21 protein-coding genes are annotated in these 21,016 nt (G+C 44.7%); 18 read left to right on the forward strand and 3 right to left on the reverse strand.

The features are described 5' to 3' along the window. The first annotated feature begins 70 nt into the window (after window positions 1-70). From yegD to VFDL14_RS15820, 4 genes are all read left to right on the forward strand, one after another. On the forward strand, window positions 71-1,423 hold the full coding sequence (gene yegD, locus VFDL14_RS15835; RefSeq protein ID WP_032550254.1) for a molecular chaperone: 1,353 nt from the start codon (window positions 71-73) through the stop codon (window positions 1,421-1,423). A 769-nt stretch (window positions 1,424-2,192) separates the two neighbouring features. Further along, window positions 2,193-3,257: a porin gene (locus tag VFDL14_RS15830; protein WP_032550255.1), complete on the forward strand. Its 1,065-nt coding sequence runs from the start codon at window positions 2,193-2,195 to the stop codon at window positions 3,255-3,257. Window positions 3,258-3,515: 258 nt separating this feature from the next. Further along, window positions 3,516-4,148 carry a fumarylacetoacetate hydrolase family protein gene (locus VFDL14_RS15825; protein ID WP_032550256.1) on the forward strand — a complete coding sequence of 211 codons (633 nt, stop codon included), beginning with the start codon at window positions 3,516-3,518 and terminating at the stop codon, window positions 4,146-4,148. A gap of 241 nt (window positions 4,149-4,389) precedes the next feature. After that, entirely contained in the window at window positions 4,390-5,019 is a 630-nt protein-coding gene (locus tag VFDL14_RS15820; RefSeq protein ID WP_032550257.1) for a LysE family translocator, read from the forward strand. 111 nt (window positions 5,020-5,130) lie between these two features. Here VFDL14_RS15820 and VFDL14_RS15815 read toward each other — a convergent pair whose 3' ends face one another. After that, a complete protein-coding gene (locus VFDL14_RS15815) occupies window positions 5,131-6,837 on the reverse strand; it encodes a phospho-sugar mutase (protein ID WP_032550379.1) in 1,707 nt (568 codons plus the stop codon). A 400-nt stretch (window positions 6,838-7,237) separates the two neighbouring features. Here VFDL14_RS15815 and coxB point away from each other — a divergent pair, with 400 nt between their 5' ends. From coxB to VFDL14_RS15800, 4 genes are read left to right on the forward strand one after another with little or no spacing between them, the layout of a single operon-like run. Continuing rightward, window positions 7,238-8,446 carry a cytochrome c oxidase subunit II gene (gene coxB, locus VFDL14_RS15810; RefSeq protein ID WP_032550258.1) on the forward strand — a complete coding sequence of 403 codons (1,209 nt, stop codon included), beginning with the start codon at window positions 7,238-7,240 and terminating at the stop codon, window positions 8,444-8,446. Further along, window positions 8,443-10,089, forward strand: a complete 1,647-nt coding sequence (ctaD, locus tag VFDL14_RS0123040; RefSeq protein WP_032550259.1) for a cytochrome c oxidase subunit I — start codon at window positions 8,443-8,445, stop codon at window positions 10,087-10,089. Before coxB ends, ctaD begins: the two co-directional genes overlap by 4 nt. 8 nt (window positions 10,090-10,097) lie before the next feature. After that, window positions 10,098-10,703: a cytochrome c oxidase assembly protein gene (locus VFDL14_RS15805; protein ID WP_032550260.1), complete on the forward strand. Its 606-nt coding sequence runs from the start codon at window positions 10,098-10,100 to the stop codon at window positions 10,701-10,703. Window positions 10,704-10,742: 39 nt separating this feature from the next. Next, a complete protein-coding gene (locus VFDL14_RS15800; protein ID WP_032550261.1) occupies window positions 10,743-11,627 on the forward strand; it encodes a cytochrome c oxidase subunit 3 in 885 nt (294 codons plus the stop codon). Window positions 11,628-11,653: 26 nt separating this feature from the next. On the opposite strand, the gene VFDL14_RS15795 is transcribed toward VFDL14_RS15800, so the two are convergent. Next, window positions 11,654-11,884 carry a DUF2909 domain-containing protein gene (locus VFDL14_RS15795; RefSeq protein WP_032550263.1) on the reverse strand — a complete coding sequence of 77 codons (231 nt, stop codon included), beginning with the start codon at window positions 11,882-11,884 and terminating at the stop codon, window positions 11,654-11,656. Here VFDL14_RS15795 and VFDL14_RS15790 point away from each other — a divergent pair. The 9 genes from VFDL14_RS15790 (at window position 11,883) to VFDL14_RS15750 (ending at window position 18,867) form a co-directional block, all read left to right on the forward strand. Further along, window positions 11,883-12,746, forward strand: a complete 864-nt coding sequence (locus tag VFDL14_RS15790) for an SURF1 family protein (RefSeq protein WP_327196324.1) — start codon at window positions 11,883-11,885, stop codon at window positions 12,744-12,746. The genes VFDL14_RS15795 and VFDL14_RS15790 overlap by 2 nt on opposite strands. After that, window positions 12,736-13,308: a hypothetical protein gene (locus tag VFDL14_RS15785; protein WP_032550265.1), complete on the forward strand. Its 573-nt coding sequence runs from the start codon at window positions 12,736-12,738 to the stop codon at window positions 13,306-13,308. The genes VFDL14_RS15790 and VFDL14_RS15785 overlap by 11 nt, the downstream gene beginning before the upstream one ends. A 52-nt stretch (window positions 13,309-13,360) precedes the next feature. After that, window positions 13,361-14,410: a COX15/CtaA family protein gene (locus VFDL14_RS15780; protein ID WP_032550267.1), complete on the forward strand. Its 1,050-nt coding sequence runs from the start codon at window positions 13,361-13,363 to the stop codon at window positions 14,408-14,410. Further along, a complete protein-coding gene (gene cyoE / locus VFDL14_RS15775) occupies window positions 14,403-15,326 on the forward strand; it encodes a heme o synthase (RefSeq protein ID WP_032550269.1) in 924 nt (307 codons plus the stop codon). Before VFDL14_RS15780 ends, cyoE begins: the two co-directional genes overlap by 8 nt. A 253-nt stretch (window positions 15,327-15,579) precedes the next feature. After that, window positions 15,580-15,930, forward strand: a complete 351-nt coding sequence (locus VFDL14_RS15770; RefSeq protein ID WP_032550270.1) for a helix-turn-helix domain-containing protein — start codon at window positions 15,580-15,582, stop codon at window positions 15,928-15,930. Between the two features lie 98 nt (window positions 15,931-16,028). Beyond that, window positions 16,029-16,700, forward strand: coding sequence for a DUF3313 domain-containing protein (locus VFDL14_RS15765; RefSeq protein ID WP_032550271.1), 672 nt, complete (start codon window positions 16,029-16,031; stop codon window positions 16,698-16,700). A 13-nt stretch (window positions 16,701-16,713) separates the two neighbouring features. Then, the gene (locus VFDL14_RS15760; RefSeq protein ID WP_032550272.1) at window positions 16,714-16,929 is read left to right on the forward strand and encodes a DUF3820 family protein; all 216 of its coding nucleotides are present in this window, start codon (window positions 16,714-16,716) and stop codon (window positions 16,927-16,929) included. Window positions 16,930-17,222: 293 nt separating this feature from the next. After that, window positions 17,223-18,275, forward strand: a complete 1,053-nt coding sequence (gene aroG / locus VFDL14_RS15755; protein WP_032550274.1) for a 3-deoxy-7-phosphoheptulonate synthase AroG — start codon at window positions 17,223-17,225, stop codon at window positions 18,273-18,275. 193 nt (window positions 18,276-18,468) lie between these two features. Further along, complete coding sequence (locus VFDL14_RS15750) at window positions 18,469-18,867, forward strand: hypothetical protein (RefSeq protein WP_032550381.1); 399 nt, start codon at window positions 18,469-18,471, stop codon at window positions 18,865-18,867. A 104-nt stretch (window positions 18,868-18,971) separates the two neighbouring features. Here the strand turns inward: VFDL14_RS15750 and VFDL14_RS15745 are convergent, their stop codons facing one another. Further along, window positions 18,972-20,087 (reverse strand): mechanosensitive ion channel family protein, encoded by a 1,116-nt coding sequence (locus tag VFDL14_RS15745; protein ID WP_050487362.1) that lies wholly within the window; start codon window positions 20,085-20,087, stop codon window positions 18,972-18,974. Between the two features lie 269 nt (window positions 20,088-20,356). Between VFDL14_RS15745 and VFDL14_RS15740 the strand changes: the two genes are divergently transcribed. Further along, window positions 20,357-21,016: a potassium channel family protein gene (locus VFDL14_RS15740; protein ID WP_084181833.1), complete on the forward strand. Its 660-nt coding sequence runs from the start codon at window positions 20,357-20,359 to the stop codon at window positions 21,014-21,016.

A 21,016-nucleotide genomic window follows, 5' to 3' on the forward strand; every position in this document is an offset into this window, starting at 1 on the left:
GTTTGACCTAGCGATTTACAGGTAATTCAGGTAGCATCTCGCCCCTTTTCTAGCTTGGGGGATATGATTGATGTTCATCGGATTTGACTATGGAACGGCAAACTGCTCAGTTGCAGCAATGATAGAAGGGGGGCCTCGCCTTCTGCCTCTTGAAGGTGATAACCACTATATTCCCTCAACGGTTTTTGCTCCAACACGTGAGAGTGTCTCTGAACACTTGTTCCGTCACCTAAACATCAAACCAAGTGATGCTATTGGCGAGCAAGTGCTGCGTCGTGCAATTGCGGCGAACCGAGAAGAGAGCATCGATCTAGTGCCAGAAGACATGGCGTTTGGTCAGGCTGCTCTCGATTTGTATCTTGAAGACCCACGAGACGTTTATTACGTAAAGTCACCGAAGTCATTCTTGGGTGCTAGCGGCTTACATGATGTCCAAGTGAGTTTCTTTGAGGACTTGGTGTGCGCCATGATGGCGAACATTAAACAGCAAGCTGAACGCTCTACACAGTGTGCGATTGAACAAGCGGTTATCGGCCGTCCAATCAACTTTCATGGCCGTGGTGGCGAAGAGGCGAACCAACAAGCTGAACGTATTCTGACTCGAGCGGCTACGCGTGCGGGCTTCTCAGATATCGCGTTTCAGTTTGAACCCGTGGCAGCCGGGCTTGAATACGAGAGTACGCTTACTCATAACCAAACCGTTCTTGTGGTCGATATTGGTGGTGGTACTACCGACTGTTCACTGCTTGAAATGGGTCCTACATGGGCAGGGAATGCGGATCGAAGTGCAAGCTTGTTGGCTCATAGTGGTCAACGTGTCGGTGGTAATGACTTGGATATCTATCTTGCCTTTAAACGTTTGATGCATCCATTTGGGATGACGAGCAAAAGTATCTCTGGGATCGATATGCCATTGACGCAGTTCTGGAACCCAATTGCTATTAACAATGTTGAGGCTCAGAAGAACTTCTATTCTCGAGAAAATCTCTCTGCTTTGAAATTGTTGCGTAAAGAGGCGGCTGAACCAGCAAAGCTTGATAGATTAATGCGCGTATATCACGACACCTTGGGCTACAGCATTGTAAGGCGTGCCGAAGAAGCAAAGATTGCCCTTGCCGACAGCAGTGAGTATCGAACTGCGATTCAGGTAGCGTCCGAATTGGTCGAAGTGGATATCTCAGTTGAACAAATGGTTGAAGCCATTGATGCACCAAAAGCCAAGATGATTGAGTTGGTTAAAGAAGCGATACAACAAGGGCAAAAAACGCCAGATGTCATCTATATGACAGGTGGTTCTGCACGCTCTCCAATTCTTCGTCAAGCTGTAGAGCAAGCTGTGCCGAATGTACCAATTGTTAGTGGTAACTATTTTGGCTCTGTTACCGCTGGGCTAGCGCGTTGGGCAGAGACCTGCTTTAAATAAGCGACAAAAAACTAGTCGGATTGAGAGTGAGAAAGCAACCTTTACTAGGGCGTGTTGATCTTTCGAGCTGATTTTTGCAGCGAGTTGCTGGGTATTTCGACAAGGCAGAGGTTTTGATGTGTGGCTAGCCTACATGAAAAGCCGATAACGCAGTAGAAATGACCAGCAAACGCTGCCCAAAGGGTTCGGCTATAAGCGTTTTACTCTTTGTTGAGGGGGATTTGCTTAGAATGACTAGGCTACTTCCCCCTCGCCGCGATTAAAACGCTTTTATCTCGAACAAAACTTAACCACGAAAGGTCAACACGCCCTAGAGGTTGCTTTTTTTGTATCTGCATCATATCGCTTCTGGTTCAGATTCTAACGCAGCAGTTGTTTTCGATTGATATGGTGAACTAATAAATTACACGCCGCTAAAAAATTCGGCATGTTACATAATGTTGCGAAATGTTTCTTGGTAGAAAGTGAGATTGACGGGGTAAAAGTCTGTGTGAATCTTAATTCGATATAAATGGGTTTTTAGTCGAAAATATATTTTTATAACTATAAATGTTTTTGGTTTTTCTGAGTGGTTTTGTATTTTAACACTTTGTTTTTAATTGTTATTTTGTTTTCTATAGTTCCATTTGTTTTATTTTATATATTTTAATGCAACTTTTTTGTCATTCATCGCTTACGGTTGCCTCACTTGTTAAATGAAGGTAACAACTTCGGTTTCGGCTAGAGGTTGTTAGTGAGTAAACACCCCAAGTTACAAATGGATATGACAATGAATAAGAAACTTTTAGCGCTTGCTGTTTCTGGCGCTGTATTTGGTACACAGGCAGTTGCAGTAGAACTTTACAACGAAGACGGCACAACATTCTCTATTGGTGGTCACGTATCTGTTGCTGTTGGTGACGTAAACAGTGGCGATCGCATTAGCAGTGACGATATCGGTGTTGAAACTGTATCTCCACGTATCAACTTCAACGCAACTCACGATCTAGGCAACGGCTTTACAGCTGATGCTAAAGGTGAGTGGGCGCTTAACATGCTTGACGGTGGCGACAATGCATTCTCTACTCGTCTTGGTTACGTTGGTCTAACTCATGACGACTTTGGTCGTGCAGCTGTTGGTACTCAGTGGGCACCATACTACAGCGTAGCGGGTGTTGCAGATATGCCAATCGCATTTGCAAACGACTTCATCTACGACGATCACGGTAACCTAGGTACAGGTCGTGGTGAAGAGATGGTTAGCTACTCTAACGCACTAGATTTTGGTGATGCTGGTTCATTAGGTCTTGGTGTTGCATGGCAAGGTCGTAAAGCTGACTCAGTTAAATACAGCGACGCTGTTACTCTAGATAACGAGTACGGCAACCGCGCTCAAGTTGCTTTGAACTACAACATTGCTGATTTCTCAGTGAACTACGCATACAACACTGGTGACGTGAACTTTGACGGCATCTCTGGTTCAAAGACTGCAGACTCTAATGTTGTAAGTGCTACTTACGGTTCATACGGTTCAGGCCTATACCTTGCTGGTGTTTACGCAATGAACAACTACATGAACAAGACTTCTTTAGGTCCTTTAGAAGAGACAACAGCAGTTGAACTACTTGCTGCTTACGCACTATCTAACAGTTTAAACCTAAGTGTTAACTACGAAGCGGTTGAAGACGAGAAGCTAAACGCAACTGTGTTCAGCACAACTGCTGTACAAGCTGAATACAACTTCACGTCTCAGTTCGTAGGTTTTGCTGGCTACCAGTTCGATCTACAAGGCTCTGGCGTTTACAAAGACAAAGCTGACGACCAGTGGCTACTTGGTGCTCGTTACTACCTATAAGCCAACCATAATTCAGCATAGTGTTTACTCCCAAGAGTATTACCCCTCTTAGGATACTGTCCTAAACACTTGCTAGGCCCCTTCTAATCGAAAGGTTTGAAGGGGCTGCTTTATTTTGTATCTCAAAAACTTCCACCTTACTCATCCTATTCAGACTGCGCTAAAGATCAGATATTTGAAACAAGGTGTTAGGTTGTCAAAGATTCTTCATCATTGATCAGTTAAACTCTTTGCTCGATTAATAGTCAGGGACAGACAATGAGCAACACGCATGTAGAGCAGCAGTGGCAGGACTCCAAAATTACCGCAACACCAAGCAAAGTTCTTTGCGTAGGTCGTAACTATGTTGATCACATTGAAGAGTTGAACAACGCCATTCCTGAACACATGGTGGTCTTTAATAAGCCTAGTACCTGTGTGACCTCGACCTTAACCTCTTTCCACCAAGAAGCACTCCATTATGAAGCGGAGATCTGTTTTATTGTCGAGCAAGGACAATATGTTGCTGTCGGCCTAGGTCTAGATCTTACTAAGCGCGAACTCCAGACTTACCTAAAAGGGAAGGGTTTACCATGGGAGCGTGCCAAAGCATTTGATGGCTCTGCTGTTCTTAGCCGTTTTGTGTCGCTAGACGGAGTTGACCTGTCAGACCTTCATTTAGAGCTCTTTATTAACTGTGTTCGAGTTCAGAAAGGCCATGTTTCACAGATGCTTTACCCACCGCAAATTATCCTTGAAGAGTTGAGTTCGTATACCACGCTGCTTGATGGTGATGTGGTTATGACGGGCACACCAAAAGGTGTGGGTGAGGTTCATCAAGGTGACCTATTCTTGGGCCGATTGAAGTGTGGTGAGCAGACTTTGGTCGAGATAGAGTGGGTAGCTAAGTAACGAATTAGCTAAATATACTATCGATTCAGACGACTCAGTTCCCCCGTTGTTTTTAGTCTGCGGATAACAATTACCCCTCAAATATAGCTATCTTTAAGTTGGATTAGCGAATTACGTTGATGAGTTGTGTTGCTTTGGTTTTTTATTCGTTAAATAGCCAAGGTTTCAACTGATTGCATCTAGTGAAAAGTGTTTGATTGATATAAAATCCGCCGTCTTTTTTATATCAACGCACAATCTAATGATCGATCTAGCTATTCTTCCTGTTTACTTAACTGCCGTCGTTGCACTGCTTCTTCTTCCTGGTCCTGACATGTTACTGATCGCAAGCTCTAGTATGAGTTACGGGCGAAAAGTAGGCTTGTTTGCGAGTTTAGGTAATGCGACGTCTGGGATCATTCTGACGGTTTTAGCGGCTATGGGTGTATCGGCGTTGATTGCAATGAGCCCGCTTGCTTTAAAAGCACTTCATCTGTTGGGTGGTGCATACTTGTTGAAAATGGGGTGGGATTGCCTTTGTTCTGATCAAGGTGATGCGCCTGAGCTTAGTGACAACTCGGCAGCTAAAGCGTACTACCAAAGAGCGCTGATCAGTAATTTGCTTAATCCAAAAGCATTGGTGTTCTTTGTGATGTTTCTCCCTCAGTTCGTTTCAACTAACATTGAAGCCACATCGGGTGAACAAATGCTTGTGTTGGGCTTGCTGCTTAATTTGTTAGGCTTAACTTTTAATTTCTTACTGGTTGCACTGGCAGGAACTCTGGGCAAACCATTATTGGAAAACGCGAAATTTAGAACGTATCAACAGAAAGTAATGGGTGGCGTGTTTGTGATCTTGTCGCTTTGGATGCTGTCTTCGTTTTTTGGTTAATCTAAGCCAAACTCAATTGAATAAAAATGGACGCCTGAGCGTCCATTTTTGTATCGAAAGAGCTATTTTACTAAGCGTCTAGATTCGCTCTCAAACACGAGTTTAAAGCTACTATTGGTTGAGTTCGCTCTGATGCTTTTCGATGAGCTGATTCATGTATTCCTCACCTCGTTGAATCGCTTCAGAGTAGCTCTTACCCTGTTCGTAAGAGGTGACCGTTTCGTAGTACACCTTCACTTTAGGTTCTGTACCTGAAGGTCGAACGATAATGCGTGCCCCGTCTGCTAGATGGTAAATAAGCACATCACTTGCAGGAAGGTTGATCGCTTCCGTAGCTCCACCGACCGTAACACGGAGCGATGATTGCAAATCTTCAATGACTTTTATCGCAATGCCATTGATGGCCGTTGGCTGTTGGCTTCTCAATTTAGAGCCAATAGAAGGGGCTGTTGGGTCAAGTGCAATGCTACGCTGAGCGTTAGTATATAGGCCGTGTTGCATGTAGATATCAGCCAGCAAGTCCCACACTGTCTTGCCTTGTGATTTGAGCTCTTCAACAAGTTGAGCAAATACCACTAGAGCAGATAGGCCATCTTTATCACGGACTAGAGTACCCATGGTGTAACCAAGTGCTTCTTCATAGGCAAACAAGAACTCATTGTTTTCATCTTCCAACTGCATACCAACGTTAGTCAGCCATTTGAAGCCTGTTAAGGTTTGGAAGTATTTTGCTCCATTCGAATTTGCGACTTTTTCCAGCAGGGTTGAAGAGACGATACTGTTACCGATAAGCTGTGTTTTCGTGTGCGCTTTGGCTGACAAGTACTGTGCGAAGAGCACGCCAACTTGGTCACCGGTCAGCATCTTATATCCGCCTTCTGGAAGTTTGACTGCAACCGCAAATCTGTCTGCATCCGGGTCGTTAGCACAAGCGATATCGGCATCTACACTCTCTGCCAATTGAACAACCAGATCCATAGCTCCTTTCTCTTCCGGGTTAGGGAAGTTAACGGTCGGGAAATGCCCATCCGGTTCTCGTTGTTCAGCAACACTGAATACTTTATGGAAGCCATTGTCGTGGAGTAGGTCCTCAGCCATTTGCGCGCCGACGCCATGCATCGCAGTATACGCAATAACCGTTTCCAATTCGGAGCCTTGTTTGCTGATAAAAGAAGCTTGATTCACGGCTTGGCGGTAAGCTTGATAGTATTCTTCCGTTAGCCAAACCAGTTTCTCATCTTGTTCTGCATCACTTAAGCTCATTAGCGGGATGGGTTTGGTCGCTGCGATATCGATCTCTGCTGCGATGCCACTGTCGTGTGGTGGGATGATTTGTGCACCATTCTCCCAGTACACCTTGAAGCCATTGTACTCTGGCGGATTGTGACTCGCTGTAACAACAATGCCAGCGGCTGCTCCAAAACGTTCAATACCAAAGGCGACGATAGGTGTTGCGGCCACTTTACTCGTTAGGTAAACCTTAAAACCAAGTGCACACAGAACAGATGCGGTATCGGTAGCAAACTGCTTCGAATCCAGTCGTCCATCGTAGCCAATAACAACACCACGTTGCAGCGCTTGTGGAACATGGTCAGCTAGGTAGTGGCCTAAACCTGTTGCTGTTTCTTGAATCACTAAACGATTCATTCGATTAGGACCGCAGCCCACTTTGCCGCGTAAACCCGCTGTACCAAACTCTAATCTTTGACTGAATCGATCGCCAATTTCATCGTGATTCTTCTCATCAATCAGTAGCTGAAGTTCTTCGCGAGTTCTTGGATCTGGGTCTCTCGCCAACCAGTTCATGGCATCTTGCATATTCATTAACCTTCTCGTTATAAATCGGCTTTGCAATCAATGTAATTGATATTCATTCGCATTACCTTGAAGGCAATCGTAAAACTTGCGCAAACAGTGATAAAGGTTCGACTTTTTTGCTGAGGCACAAATTAAATAATTGAGCATTTAGTAACTAACGCGACCTTGAATATTTGAGTATCGATAACTAGCCTTTTACATAAATATAACAAAAAGTAACAACTTCGCTGTTTTTGAACCTTTTATCGAGTTTGCTCGTAGCTTTTAACAGGTAGCAGTGTTGGCAATCTGTCATTGAGGATTGCTTGTCGGTCTGATTCCAAGTCTTTCATTTTTGAGACGGCGTTTGCCGTTTGATAGCTCGCACATATCCAATATGGATGGATAGAGGAGAGATCTTTTGAAACGATTATTGCTGAGGTATGCGCTACTAATCAGTAGTGTTATGTCGCTGTTAGTGGCTCCACTTGTTCAAGCAACGAGTGAATACAACATGACGCAAGGGGTAACGGAGATTAGTGGCAAAGTCTACGAGCTGCACATGCTGATCTTCTACATTTGCTGCGCCATTGCGTTTGTTGTGTTTGGTGTCATGTTCTATTCGATCCTAAGGCACAGGAAATCGAAGGGAGCAGTTGCCGCACATTTTCATGAAAGCACCAAAGTCGAAATCATCTGGACCATCATTCCTATTATCATCCTTATCGCAATGGCAATCCCTGCAACCAAAACCTTGATTGCAATGGAAGATACTTCTCAATCTGAAATCACAGTTAAAATTACAGGCTCACAATGGAAGTGGCATTACAGCTACTTCGGTGAAGACGTCGAGTATTTTAGTTTACTGGCAACCAGTGACAAAGAGATTGAAGGTATCGAAGCGAAAGGCGCGCATTACTTGTTAGAGGTAGACAAACCACTTGTGCTACCGATTAATCGCAAAGTCCGTTTCTTAATGACCTCGGACGATGTGATTCACTCTTGGTGGGTTCCTGCATTCGCTGTGAAAAAAGACACAATTCCAGGTTTTATTAATGAAGCTTGGACAAAAATAGATGAGCCCGGCGTTTATCGTGGTCAATGTGCCGAGTTATGTGGTCGTGCTCACGGCTTCATGCCGATTGTTGTTCAAGCCATGGAAGAAGAAGATTTCGATGTTTGGCTGGCTGACCAGAAGGCGCTCGCGATTGCTGAGGCTCAAGCCGCTAAGGAAGCATTAGATGCGTCACTTTCTTTAGATGAGCTGAATTCGATTGGTGAGCAGGTTTATGCATCTCGCTGTGCTGTTTGTCATCAAGCAAACGGCGAGGGGATTCCAGGCGCGTTCCCTGCTATTAAGGGTAGCCCAGTGGCACTTGGAAATGTATCGGAGCATATTGATGTCATCGTCTATGGCCGCTCTGGAACTGCGATGCAGGCCTTTGATAACCAACTTACAGAAAAAGAGATCGCTGCAGTAATCACCTACCAACGAAATGCTTGGGGTAATGATACTGGTGATGTTATTCAAGCGTCAGACATCAATGCCTACAAGCAGCAAGTTGAAGGTGGAGGTGAGGATGCTGCCACCGACTCGAATGCAACGCCGAATAGCAAGGAGGCGATATGAGTTCACCAATTAACAAGCCGGTGAAGTCTGCTCCGGCTGAAGATTTAGCGGCTAGTCATACTGCTGACGATTTAATCGATGTAACTGAGCATGACCATCATGAAGCTCCTAAGGGGTGGGCTCGTTGGCTCTATTCCACTAACCACAAAGATATAGGCACACTCTATTTGTGGTTCAGTTTTGCCATGTTCCTCACGGGTGGCGCGATGGCAATGGTCATTCGCGCTGAGCTATTTCAGCCAGGGTTACAGCTGGTTGAGCCAGACTTCTTCAATCAGATGACAACCGTTCATGGGTTGATCATGGTATTTGGTGCAGTCATGCCAGCGTTTACCGGCCTTGCCAACTGGATGATTCCGATGATGATCGGAGCGCCAGACATGGCTCTGCCTCGTATGAACAACCTCAGTTTTTGGATCCTTCCTTTTGCTTTCCTCATTTTAGTTGGATCATTGTTTACTGAAGGTGGTGGCCCAAGCTTTGGTTGGACTTTCTACGCGCCTCTATCGACAACTTATGGGCCAGACAGTACGGCACTGTTTGTGTTTTCTGTTCATATCATGGGTATCAGTTCGATCATGGGTGCGATCAACGTGATTGTAACCATCGTCAATATGCGAGCTCCAGGTATGACTTGGTTCAAGCTGCCGATGTTCGTTTGGACATGGTTGATTACTGCGTTCTTGTTAATAGCGGTGATGCCAGTCCTCGCAGGCGCGGTAACTATGGTGCTAACCGATAAGTACTTTGGGACGAGCTTCTTTGATGCGGCTGGTGGGGGAGACCCTGTGATGTTCCAACACATCTTCTGGTTCTTTGGGCATCCAGAGGTGTATATCATGATATTGCCATCGTTTGGCATTGTTTCAGCGATTATCCCAGCTTTCAGTGGTAAGCGTTTGTTTGGTTACCATTCAATGGTTTATGCAACGTGCAGTATTGCAATCTTGTCTTTCTTGGTATGGGCACACCATATGTTCACCACTGGGATGCCAGTCTTCGCCGAGCTGTTCTTTATGTATTGCACTATGCTGATAGCGGTGCCTACAGGAGTGAAGGTGTTTAACTGGGTTGCGACCATGTGGCGAGGGGCGCTGACCTTCGAAACTCCGATGCTCTTTGCGATCGCGTTTATTGTACTGTTTACCATCGGTGGCTTCTCTGGGCTGATGTTGGCGATTGTTCCTGCCGACTTCCAATATCATGACACCTACTTTGTGGTTGCGCATTTCCATTATGTTCTGGTGACTGGCGCAGTGTTCTCTATCATGGCGGCGGCTTACTATTGGCTGCCCAAATGGACGGGCAACATGTATGACCACAAATTGAGTTTGTGGCACTTCTGGACTTCGGTCATTTCCGTGAATGTTCTTTTCTTCCCAATGCACTTCCTTGGTTTAGCGGGGATGCCACGTCGTATCCCTGACTACGCGATTCAGTTTGCTGATGTGAATCAGGTGGTGTCGATTGGCGGTTTTGCCTTCGGTTTATCGCAATTGATCTTCTTATGGTTGGTCATCAAATGCATTAAAGGTGGAGAGCCAGCAGAGAGTAAACCTTGGGAGAGAGCTGAAGGACTTGAGTGGACAGTCCCAAGTCCTGCACCGCATCACACCTTTACACACCCACCAAAAGTGGACTGAGGTGAGCCATGAACAAGCAATCGCGAGACGAACATACACAAACTCAAAATAACACCACAAAGCGGTCAACCAAGAAACTGACGGCCTATTTGGTATTGAGTGTGATTGGCATGTTTGGCTTTGGGTTTGCTTTGGTGCCGCTGTATGACGTGATGTGTGAAGCTTTGGGTATCAATGGCAAAACCAATACGGTGTCTGCGGTTCAGCCTCAAGGTATGCAGCCCGATTACAGTCGCACCGTGCGAGTTGAGTTCATGTCGCATATTAAGCCCGATATGCCATGGCGATTTGAGCCAGAGAAGCGCGTGCTTGAAGTTCACCCTGGTGAAGTGATTCAGACCAACTACATTGCAACCAATATGTCTGGGCTGAATCTAGTTGGGCAAGCGGTGCCGTCGGTATCTCCCGGCAACGGTGCAACATACTTCAATAAGATGGAGTGCTTTTGCTTCAATCAACAACCGTTGAACGCCAAGCAGAGTACCGAAATGGGCTTGATCTTCTATATCGAGCCTAATATTCCAGAGTCGATCCACACTCTGACTCTCTCTTATACCTTATTTAACATTACCAATGGGACGTCATCAGAGCAGGATGTAGTCGCGAAAAACTGAGCCGTCGCAAGAACCTGTATCAACAAAAGGAGTTGAGCAATGAGTTCTAAAAAGGAAATCTACTTTGTTCCGCATCAGAGTCACTGGCCTCTAGTTGGCGCTGTCGCTCTATTTCTTGTCGCGCTTGGCTCAGGGTTAACTGTGCAGAATATGGGGACTGACGCAGCGGGTGGAGTATTTGGCAAAGTTACTTTGCTACTGGGCTTTGCGGTGCTGCTTTATATGTTGGCAGGGTGGTTCAGCAATGTAATTACCGAGTCGTTAAGTGGCCTCTATTCTGAGCAGATTTCTCGCTCCTTCCGACAAGGTATGAGCTGGTTTATTTTCTCTGAAATCATGTTCTTCGGTGCCTTTTTTGGCGCACTTTTCTACGCGCGAATGATCTCGGTGCCTTGGTTAGGTGGTGCAGGGAACAATGGGATGACTCATGAGGTGTTGTGGCCGATGTTTCAATCGATGTGGCCGCTAACAACCACGCCAGATGGCGTCACGACTCAAGCTATGTCTTGGCAGGGGTTACCGCTGAAAAATACCGTCATCTTATTGCTCTCGTCCGTGACACTGCACATGGCTCATATCAGCCTTGAAAAGAACCAACGTATGGCGCTAACGGTTTGGTTGGAAATTACAATAGTGCTCGCAGGCTTTTTTCTTTTCTTCCAAGCAGAAGAATATATCCATGCCTACCAAGAGATGAACTTGACTTTACAGTCAGGCATCTACGGTAACACTTTCTTTTTACTTACTGGTTTTCATGGCTTGCATGTCTGCTTAGGGACTATCTTTTTGATCGTGTTATTAGGGCGTGTAGCCAAAGACCACTTTACGCCTAAAGACCATTTTGCCTTCCAAGCAGGTAGCTGGTATTGGCACTTTGTTGATGTGGTCTGGCTAGGTCTGTTTATCTTCGTTTACGTGTTGTGATTGCTCTAGACATTGTGTACGAGCAGTTAGTAAGGGCGTGGATTAGGCGTGATAAAGCCTGTCGCCATCGCAAGAAGCAATAGGACCACCACAACGGCAGAGAAGAAGACGCGTCGCCCGAGGAAATGACTTAGTTGTTTGCCACTGTGTTTGCCAGATGAGAACTGAAATAACGCTTTCATGAGGTTGAAGGCAATAACAAACAGAAGGGCGACAAGAAGAACTTTAAACAAGATTACGGATGTCGATGAAACCATGGTGTTAACCCCTAATGAAGCAAATCATCAAATCAATCAACGTCGAAATATCGGCGTTTGGGTGGTTGCTCTTTTAACTTTGGTTTCTGTCAGCTTATTAATCAAGTTGGGGTTATGGCAAAGAGAGCGTGGGTTTGAGAAGCAGCAGCTTGAACAACATCTAGCGATGAGAGCAACGCAACCAAGTAAGCCACTGGTTACTGTGTTAACGGATTGGGAAATTTGGGCAAATAGTATCGAAAGTAAAGCTCTCTCTATAACGGACCAGAGCAATGGCGCTGCAGGCAGTGAATACTTAAAGATGTTGAATGGTACTAAAGTAACGGTGAACTTCGCTGAGGATAACGGGTTGATGTTCTTACTGGACAATCAAACTCACCAAGGCAGTGTTGGGTACATCTTGTATCAGTTAATGCCTGTAGTTGGATTCTCTGAGCCAAAGTACATCTTAGTGGATTTAGGTTTTGTCAAAGCCAGCAAAAAGCGTAGTGAGCTTCCGGTGATTGAATTGCCTTTAATGCCTCAACAAGTTTCAGGTCGTTTATATGTGCGTTCGACTAACCCATTAAGTTCTGATTTGGCTTTAGAAGAGACCACGCCGAAGCGTATTCAAAATTTAAATATCGCAGCGATATCCGATTATACCGCTACAGATATTCTACCTGTTTTGTTTCAACCGATTCAGGATGAGACGTGGCCTTATGAATTGCTATGGCGGCCAACAGCGATGAAGTCGGAAAAACACTTTGGCTATTCAGTGCAGTGGTTTGCGATGGCAGCAGTATTGTCGGGATTGATGTTGCTATTGGGCTACCGCTTTTTCAGCAAGCGCGACAAAAGGGAGAATCACGATGAAAAGTGATGAGCAAATGGCATTTGAGAAAAGGCGCCGTAAAGGACGATGGCTACTTGTCGGGCTTGTTATTATTTTTGCTTTGCCAGCCATTATCGCGAAAACCGTTTTAGACCAGCACTGGTACAACGAAGGGGCAACCAATACTGGTTTACTTATTGAGCCAAGGGTGACGCTTAATGATTTCTCTATAGATTTTGAAGATCCAAATCAGGGGTGGCTTATTGGTTATGTTGCCCCTGAAGACTGCAACCAACTATGCGAGCAGCAGCTTCATTACATTAAACAGAGCTATTTGGCCTTGGGTAAAAATCGCGAACGTGTGACGCCAGTGATCTTTGCTATTAGCGCTGAAAGCAACAGTGCTGTTGACCATGAGGATTTCACACAAGTAATGGTTAATCAACAGCTTACCAATAGACTCGGTGAAGCCTCTATTGTTGTCATCGACCCTCTAGGGCAGCTAGTGATGGTGTACAAGAGTGTTGCTCAGTCAGAAGAGCTAGTGCCTCAATCAAAAGGCTTAATCCATGATTTGAAGAAGCTACTAAAGTTGTCTCGAGTCGGGTGAGTTTCTAAAAGAGTAGCGAGTTGTTTCACAACAGATAGGGAGATCGGTATTGATGATGAATTCAACCCCTAGATCATTGCTGTTACTAGTTAAAGTGAGCTTGATTCTTACGCTCATCGTGATTGTGTTGGGCGCATATACTCGTTTGTCTGATGCAGGACTAGGTTGCCCTGATTGGCCTGGCTGTTATGGCAAGCTCGTAGTGCCCTCGGGTGAGTCGGCTGTCGCTAATGCAAATTTTGAGTATCCAGAGCGAGCTCTAGAAGCGGATAAGGCTTGGATAGAGATGGTACATCGCTACTTCGCTGGCTCGCTTGGTCTACTTGTTTTTGCGATCGCTGCTTGGAGTGTCTCGAAACGTGTGACGCCAATAGGGTTGCCTTTACTCATCGTAGCTACCGTTATCTTTCAGGCACTGCTGGGGATGTGGACAGTAACACTGAAATTGATGCCAGTCGTCGTAATGGCGCATCTGATGGGAGGCTTCACGCTTCTGTCACTACTGAGCTTGCTGTACTGCCGTTTAAACAAGATAGGGCAGGGTTTTGCGCCATTTAAATCATTGTGGTTAAGGTTTTGGGCGAGCATCAGCCTCGTGACTGTGGTCGGGCAGATCTTGTTGGGAGGCTGGACGTCATCGAATTATGCAGCATTAGTCTGTACCCAACTACCAATATGTGAAGGTAACTGGCTCGCTTATTTAGACTTTGATAAGGCGTTTGATCTTTGGCAAAGCGGACACGACAACTACGAGTTTGGTGTGTTGGAATATCCTGCTCGCTTGACCATTCATGTTATGCATAGGTTCGGAGCCATGGCCGCGGTGTTAGTGGTATTAATTACCGCTTATCAGCTCTGGTCTCAAGCTGGGCATGGGCAAAGAAAGCTCAGTGCCATTTTAGCATTTGTACTGTTATGTCAGGTTGGACTCGGTATCAGTAACGTCTGGTTCCATTTGCCTATCTCAGTTGCCGTAATGCACAACCTAGTGGCGGCACTGTTGCTGGTCACATTGGTTGTTACCAACTTTTTGGTATGGCAGCGTCAGACAAGGGACTTTTTATTGAAGGGAAGCGCATTAGGCGGAGGTAAGCATGGCTAGTAGAACGGATACGCATAATCAATTTGTACCATCGTCTAACACTGCTGTTCGAGAAAAAGCAGCGTGGAGAGTCTACCTAACTCTGACCAAGCCTAAGGTTGTCGCATTGATGCTACTCACTGCGTTAGTTGGGATGTGTCTCGCCGTACCTAACGGCTTACCGATTCAACAAACTTTGGTCGGGATGCTCGGCATTGGGTTGATGGCTGGATCCGCTGCGGCATTTAATCACTTGATTGATAGAAGAATTGATGGGCAGATGAGCAGGACGAGTCGAAGACCATTACCTTCAGGAGAGCTAAGCAGCGCTCGCGTATTTATGTTTGCAGCATCGATTGGTGTGATTGGCTTTGTTGCTTTAGTTGTGTGGGTGAACGCGCTAACAGCATGGTTAACTTTCGCAAGCTTATTAGGTTACGCGGTGGTTTATACCATGTATCTCAAACGAGCGACGCCTCAAAACATTGTTATCGCTGGTATTGCTGGTGCTATGCCACCTTTGCTCGGTTGGACGGCTGTCACTAATGAGTTGCACTCTAATGCTTGGCTGTTGGTAATGATTATCTTTATTTGGACACCGCCTCACTTCTGGGCGTTGGCGATTCACCGTAGAGATGAGTACGCTAAGGTGAATATCCCTATGTTGCCGGTTACTCATGGCATTGAGTACACCAAGACATCAATCCTTCTCTACACGCTTTTACTTAGTGTGGTGTGTATTTTACCTGTGTTGGTTGGCATGAGCAGTTGGATATACCTTAGCGCATCTTTAGTGCTCAATGGCGGTTTTGTTTACCACGCTTGGGTTCTGAAGTATCGCAGCAATGCCACTAGCGCAATGCAGACCTTCAAATTCTCTATTTATCACCTAATGGTGTTGTTTGCTGCGTTGTTGCTTGACCATTATTTGTTGTAAGTGTCAGCAGGTATGGAGTTTACTTGCTCTGAGCACTTCTCACGCATTAATCAAACTAATAAGTCAGGTATGCATATACAGTGGGCATACCTGACATTTTTTGTTTGGGAGTATGACTCTTTTGGATGACTAAATTAGTACAAAATTGGGTTCATAACACAACCAAACCTTTGGTTTTCACTAACCTTACGTTGACATAATTTCTATAGAAAAAAGCACAATTAATAGGTCTGAATTATACAAAGGGAACCTCATGGAATTTACCGACCTAGATAGAGATGCGCTTTATCAAACTTGGATGTCACAGAAGTCACGTATGCGCCTGACTCAAATGGAATTTTCAAAGAAGCTGGGTATGAATCAACTCGCTTTCTCAAGAGTCCTAAGAGGTGAAGCCCCATTAACGATGTCTTTTGTCAGCCAGTTTTGTCGTTTGTTGCACCTCGAGCCCAAGAATGTTTTGCCATCTTTAAAAGAGGGCAGTGAAGGGCCAAAAATCGTCTATTTACAAAGTAGAATGAGTGTTGATGGTGAGATCCAAAACGCTTACATAGAAGGGAATCAAGTCGTTGTAGAATACGCACATACCGTAAAGTCAAATTAGCTTTAGAAATTGGTCGTATATTAATAACATACTTTTCGACATATTTTTTGTATATGGTATAGCATACTCACATTATTCAGTTAATGATGAGTACTAACATGACCTTTCTAAAATACTTCTTTCTGGCTGCCATCAGTGTCATCCTTATCGGATGTGCTGGTGGGCCGATCCAAAAAGCCACTAAATTTACTTCTTACGAAGATTTTACTCCTGGCCCTGATGGTGGTGTCGACTTGGTATGGGCTCGTATTGGCCTGCGTGACGCAGAGCGCCTACAGAGCAAATTAGAAAAGTATGATTCAGTTGTTATTGATCAGATCTTCGTACTCGCGGAAGAAGGTTCGATTGATTCTGACGATATTCAAGAGTTAACCGAACACATGAGTGAGCGGCTTACCGAGCGTATTTCTCAATACAAGAAAATAGTGAGAGAGCCCAATGGCCGTAGCTTGAGACTGAGTATCGCATTAAGCAACGTGGAAACGCCGAACCCTATTTTAGCTGTAACGAGTAGCGTACTGCCGTTTGGCCTTGCGATGTCGACGATTTCAAAAGTAACGACGGGTGAACATACCAACGTAGGCAGTGCGAGTATTGAGCTGTTGGTCAGTGACGCCCAAGATGGAACACCGCTGTTTGCTGCGATAGATCGCCAAGCAGGAAACAAAGACTTTTCGACCATGATTGGCTCTCTTGATGACGCGAAAGACGCGATCAACTACTGGGTTGAACGTTTAGGTGTTACCCTGACGAATAAAAATCAACTCTAAGAAAGATGAAACCATGTTAGACAAAGAGAACTTGATGAAGCTGGCACGAGTACAGATGCCATTTGGGAAGTACGCAGGACGAGTACTCATTGACCTACCTGAAGAGTATTTACTGTGGTTTGACAAGAAAGGCTTCCCTAATGGAGAGCTTGGAGATCTGTTGAAGCTCTGTCTGGCATTGAAAATTGAGGGGCTGGACAGTGTTGTTAAGCCTCTGAAAAGAATGTAAAGCGTAAAACAGCTGGCAAAATGTCAGCTGTTTTTTTATTCGAATTGCGAAAAAATGAAGACAAATCTACACTAACTGTTTGTAAAATTGACGATTTTATTGGGTGTAAATTTTTATATACAAAGTGTTTTTAATGTAAAACATAAAAAAAATTGCGTTTTTTTTAAATTAGTGATTGAAACTCTCGTTTTTCCTAGATAAGTTACAGGGAACAAGACGATAAGCGCTGATGTGAAAATTGTGCAAACAATATGCATACTCAGCTCAAGGATAGAAATAGGAAGAAGTAAGCAATGTTTCAAACAGATGATGTACGAATTAATAAAGTAAAAGAGTTATTACCCCCTGTTGCGGTACTAGAAAAGTTCCCAGCGACAGAAGTTGCTTCTTCTACAACTTTTGAAAGCCGTAAAGCGATTCACAATATTTTAGAAGACAAAGATGATCGCCTACTTGTGATCGTTGGCCCTTGTTCTATTCATGATCCAGAAGCTGCACTTGAGTATGGTAAGCGTCTGAAAGTACTGCGTGATGAACTGGGTGATCGTCTAGAAATCGTAATGCGTGTTTACTTTGAGAAGCCACGTACTACCGTAGGTTGGAAAGGTCTAATCAACGATCCGTACATGGACGACACGTTTAAGCTAAACGATGGCCTACGTATGGGACGTAAGCTGCTGTTAGACCTAACTGATATGGGTATGCCAACAGCAAGTGAGTTCCTAGATATGATCACGCCACAATATGTAGCGGATTTGATCAGCTGGGGTGCAATTGGCGCTCGTACTACTGAATCTCAGGTACACCGTGAGTTAGCATCTGGTCTGTCTTGCCCAGTTGGTTTTAAGAATGGTACAGATGGCAACATTAAGATCGCGACAGATGCAATTCGTTCTGCGAGCTCGTCTCACCACTTTTTGTCTGTAACTAAATACGGCCACTCTGCGATTGTAGAAACGGCTGGTAACCCAGACTGTCATATCATCCTACGTGGTGGTAAAGAGCCAAACTACAGTGCAGAGCACGTTGGTAAGATCAAACAAGAACTTGAAGCATCAGGCTTGCCACAAAAGGTAATGATCGATTTCAGCCACGCAAACAGCTCTAAGCAGTTTAAACGTCAACTGAACGTTTCAGAAGACGTTAGTGCACAAATTGCTGGCGGTGATGCTGCAGTTTTCGGTGTAATGATTGAGTCACACCTAGTTGAAGGTCGTCAAGATCTTGTTGATGGTAAGGTAGAGACTTATGGTCAATCGATCACTGATGCATGTATTGGTTGGGAAGACACAGAAACAGTATTACGCCAATTGGCTGATGCAGTTGAGAGTCGTCGTAACAAGTAACGTTACCTAACTCATTGAATAAAAACCTTGTTGTTTTGCAGCAAGGTTTTTTTGTTTTTAGGCGCTGATAAACATGGGGTTGTTCGCCATATAGGGGTTGTCATACCATAAATTATTGACTTACCGTATTGCTAATGGTTAAATTGAATGGTGTTCGATAACTTGAAGGGTTTTATCCATGAAAACTAAATTCATGCTTCCGAGTACTGCCTTAGTGCTACTAGCAGTGTTCAACGCTCCTACGGTAGAAGCTACGCAAGGGTTTACTGCAGAGCAACTATGTAAAGCTGGTCTTGCTTTAGCAATCGATAAGAAACCTCGTGGTATTAAAGCGACTTCAAGTGCAAGTAATCAACGTATTCTACTTAGCCTGAAAGACGGTAAGAATGATTGGGATTACCGCTGTAAGGTTAACCGTGGCAACAAAACAGTAAAATTGGAAGCGCGTGAACTTAAGCGAAATGATAAGTTTCTTGGTCAAGCGATACGTTATGACGTCGCCGATGCAAAGCGTTCTGTGACAGTGACGATGAAGAAACGTAAAGGTAGTGGTTTGATCAACGAAACGTTTACTAACATTCAATTGAAATAGTTTTACAGTGAATGAGTAGAGGAGCCTGTAAGTCATAGGTTAGTAAGCTGTGAAGAGCCCCAGAGAAGTAAAGAGCCATACATTAGGTATGGCTCTCTTTGTTTTTAAAGGCTGCTTTCTGGTGTGATTGGTGTTGCGTGCTCTGAGGTAGGGGCGACACCTTGTTGCAAATGAAGGGTTTGTGTTGGGAACGCGACATCAGCTTGATGGGCGTGCACAATCTCTAGCACTTTAAGCAACACATCCTGCTTTACCTCGTGAAAACGAATCCAGTTGACCGTTTTTGTGAAGGTGTAAATAAAGAAGTTAAGGGATGAAGGACCAAACTTATCAAAGTTCACGATCAGTGTTTGCTTGGCATCAATATCCGGATGGTTTTCTAGCATCGTTTTTACTTCATCCACAATCGCTTGCATCTTGTCAGCATCTTCGTAACGAAGGCCGATGGTCTCATTGATACGGCGATTAAGCATACGTGATGGGTTCTCTACTACGATATTACTGAACACAGAGTTCGGTACGTAAATCGGTCTCTTGTCGAACGTTCTGATGATAGTCATGCGCCAGCCGATACGTTCTACTGTACCTTCAATTTGACGATCTGGAGAGCGAATCCAGTCTCCAACTTTGAATGGGCGATCGAAGTAGATCATCATGCCGCCAAAGAAGTTAGATAGCAGGTCTTTCGCTGCCAAACCGACGATTAAGCCACCCACACCACCAAAAGTTAGAAGACCAGACAGACTTAAACCAAAGGTCTGCATGATGGTGAGTGCTCCCATCACCATAAAGAACAGACGGAATACTTTGGCTATGGCCTGAACCGTTGTCTCATCACGTTTCTTCTGCGCTAGGATGTACTCTTCACTGTTGGTGATCATTCTGAGCGTGAACCACACGAAGGTACAGATAATCAAGATGTGCTTGAGGGTTCGAAGCCAATTGATTTCGCCCCCAAATTCCCCTTGCAAAATTAATCCCAGAGAGACAGTGCCTGGCCAACACCAAAGTACGGTACTGACTGGCGTTTTTAGCGCATCGAGCAGTAAATCATCCCAATGGAATGCGGTTTTCTTGGCTAATATTTCCAAGCGGCTGTGAAGGATTCGCCACGCAACCCATGCGAAGAAACTAGCAATAGTGATGAATAAAACACTGCTACTCCATTCATGATGGTTTGCATTTACGTAAGTCTGAACTTGTTGAATTAATTCGTTCATGTTTTGAATTCACTCAGTGATAACGCGGATGTCATAGCAAGTGTTGTCCCCAAAAGAAAGAGAATAGCTGCGTCTAGGCAGCTTTATGCAATTGTGTGCTATGACAGAAAAATAAGTGGCCCGAAATTAGCAGAAATCCAATTTGTTCTCTACCTTTAAAATCAAGAGATTAGGAAATTTTATCAGCGTAATGATGAATAATCTTATTCACTCAACGCTGCTGTTCAAGACTTGCTGTTTAGCCTCAACCAATGAGGATAGAGGAAATTATGACAGATAAACAGTTTGCCGTGATTGGGTTAGGCCGTTTTGGGCTCGCGGTATGCAAAGAGCTTCAAGATTCAGGGGCGCAGGTGCTAGCGGTAGATATTAACGAAGAGCGAGTTAAAGAAGCGGCTGGCTTTGTATCGCAAGGTATTGTTGCAAACTGTACCAGCGAACAAACCGTGAAGGAATTGCGATTAGATGAGTACGATATGATCATGGTTTCAATCGGCTCTGACGTGAACGCCAGTATTCTGACCACACTTGTTGTGAAAGAGGCGGGTGCCAAAACGGTATGGGTGAAGGCGAATGATAAGTTTCACGCTAAGATTCTGACCAAGATTGGCGCAGACCATGTCATTCTTCCCGAGCGAGATATGGGTATCCGAGTCGCAAGAAAGATGCTCGATAGACGCGTGTTAGAGTTTATTGATTTGGGTAGTGAACTCGCTCTGACTGAAATTGTAATAGGACATAATTTACTTGGGCGACCGCTCTCTGATCTTAAATTGTGTCAACAAAGTGATGTGCATGTGCTGGGTTTTAAACGTGGCCCTAACTTGGTCAAAGCACCTGAATTAGATATTAGTTTGGAGATTGGGGACGTGGTCATCATTGCAGGTCCTAAAGAGTTATTGGCTAATCGACTTAAATCATTGTCATAA

Source organism: Vibrio fortis (genome assembly GCF_000695685.1).
GTDB lineage: Bacteria > Pseudomonadota > Gammaproteobacteria > Enterobacterales > Vibrionaceae > Vibrio > Vibrio fortis_A.

Bases quoted from the DNA above. Each gene is read 5' to 3' on its own strand.
- yegD (WP_032550254.1), top strand. From the start codon at position 71: ATGTTCATCGGATTTGACTATGGAACGGCAAACTGCTCAGTTGCAGCA.
- VFDL14_RS15815 (WP_032550379.1), bottom strand. From the start codon at position 6,837: ATGCAAGATGCCATGAACTGGTTGGCGAGAGACCCAGATCCAAGAACT.
- VFDL14_RS15825 (WP_032550256.1), top strand. From the start codon at position 3,516: ATGAGCAACACGCATGTAGAGCAGCAGTGGCAGGACTCCAAAATTACC.
- VFDL14_RS15760 (WP_032550272.1), top strand. From the start codon at position 16,714: ATGTTAGACAAAGAGAACTTGATGAAGCTGGCACGAGTACAGATGCCA.
- VFDL14_RS15800 (WP_032550261.1), top strand. From the start codon at position 10,743: ATGAGTTCTAAAAAGGAAATCTACTTTGTTCCGCATCAGAGTCACTGG.
- VFDL14_RS15750 (WP_032550381.1), top strand. From the start codon at position 18,469: ATGCTTCCGAGTACTGCCTTAGTGCTACTAGCAGTGTTCAACGCTCCT.
- VFDL14_RS15740 (WP_084181833.1), top strand. From the start codon at position 20,357: ATGACAGATAAACAGTTTGCCGTGATTGGGTTAGGCCGTTTTGGGCTC.
- VFDL14_RS15795 (WP_032550263.1), bottom strand. From the start codon at position 11,884: ATGGTTTCATCGACATCCGTAATCTTGTTTAAAGTTCTTCTTGTCGCC.
- VFDL14_RS15785 (WP_032550265.1), top strand. From the start codon at position 12,736: ATGAAAAGTGATGAGCAAATGGCATTTGAGAAAAGGCGCCGTAAAGGA.
- VFDL14_RS15780 (WP_032550267.1), top strand. From the start codon at position 13,361: ATGATGAATTCAACCCCTAGATCATTGCTGTTACTAGTTAAAGTGAGC.
- aroG (WP_032550274.1), top strand. From the start codon at position 17,223: ATGTTTCAAACAGATGATGTACGAATTAATAAAGTAAAAGAGTTATTA.
- VFDL14_RS15770 (WP_032550270.1), top strand. From the start codon at position 15,580: ATGGAATTTACCGACCTAGATAGAGATGCGCTTTATCAAACTTGGATG.
- VFDL14_RS15805 (WP_032550260.1), top strand. From the start codon at position 10,098: ATGAACAAGCAATCGCGAGACGAACATACACAAACTCAAAATAACACC.
- ctaD (WP_032550259.1), top strand. From the start codon at position 8,443: ATGAGTTCACCAATTAACAAGCCGGTGAAGTCTGCTCCGGCTGAAGAT.
- VFDL14_RS15820 (WP_032550257.1), top strand. From the start codon at position 4,390: ATGATCGATCTAGCTATTCTTCCTGTTTACTTAACTGCCGTCGTTGCA.
- VFDL14_RS15745 (WP_050487362.1), bottom strand. From the start codon at position 20,087: ATGAACGAATTAATTCAACAAGTTCAGACTTACGTAAATGCAAACCAT.
- VFDL14_RS15790 (WP_327196324.1), top strand. From the start codon at position 11,883: ATGGTGTTAACCCCTAATGAAGCAAATCATCAAATCAATCAACGTCGA.
- cyoE (WP_032550269.1), top strand. From the start codon at position 14,403: ATGGCTAGTAGAACGGATACGCATAATCAATTTGTACCATCGTCTAAC.
- VFDL14_RS15765 (WP_032550271.1), top strand. From the start codon at position 16,029: ATGACCTTTCTAAAATACTTCTTTCTGGCTGCCATCAGTGTCATCCTT.
- VFDL14_RS15830 (WP_032550255.1), top strand. From the start codon at position 2,193: ATGAATAAGAAACTTTTAGCGCTTGCTGTTTCTGGCGCTGTATTTGGT.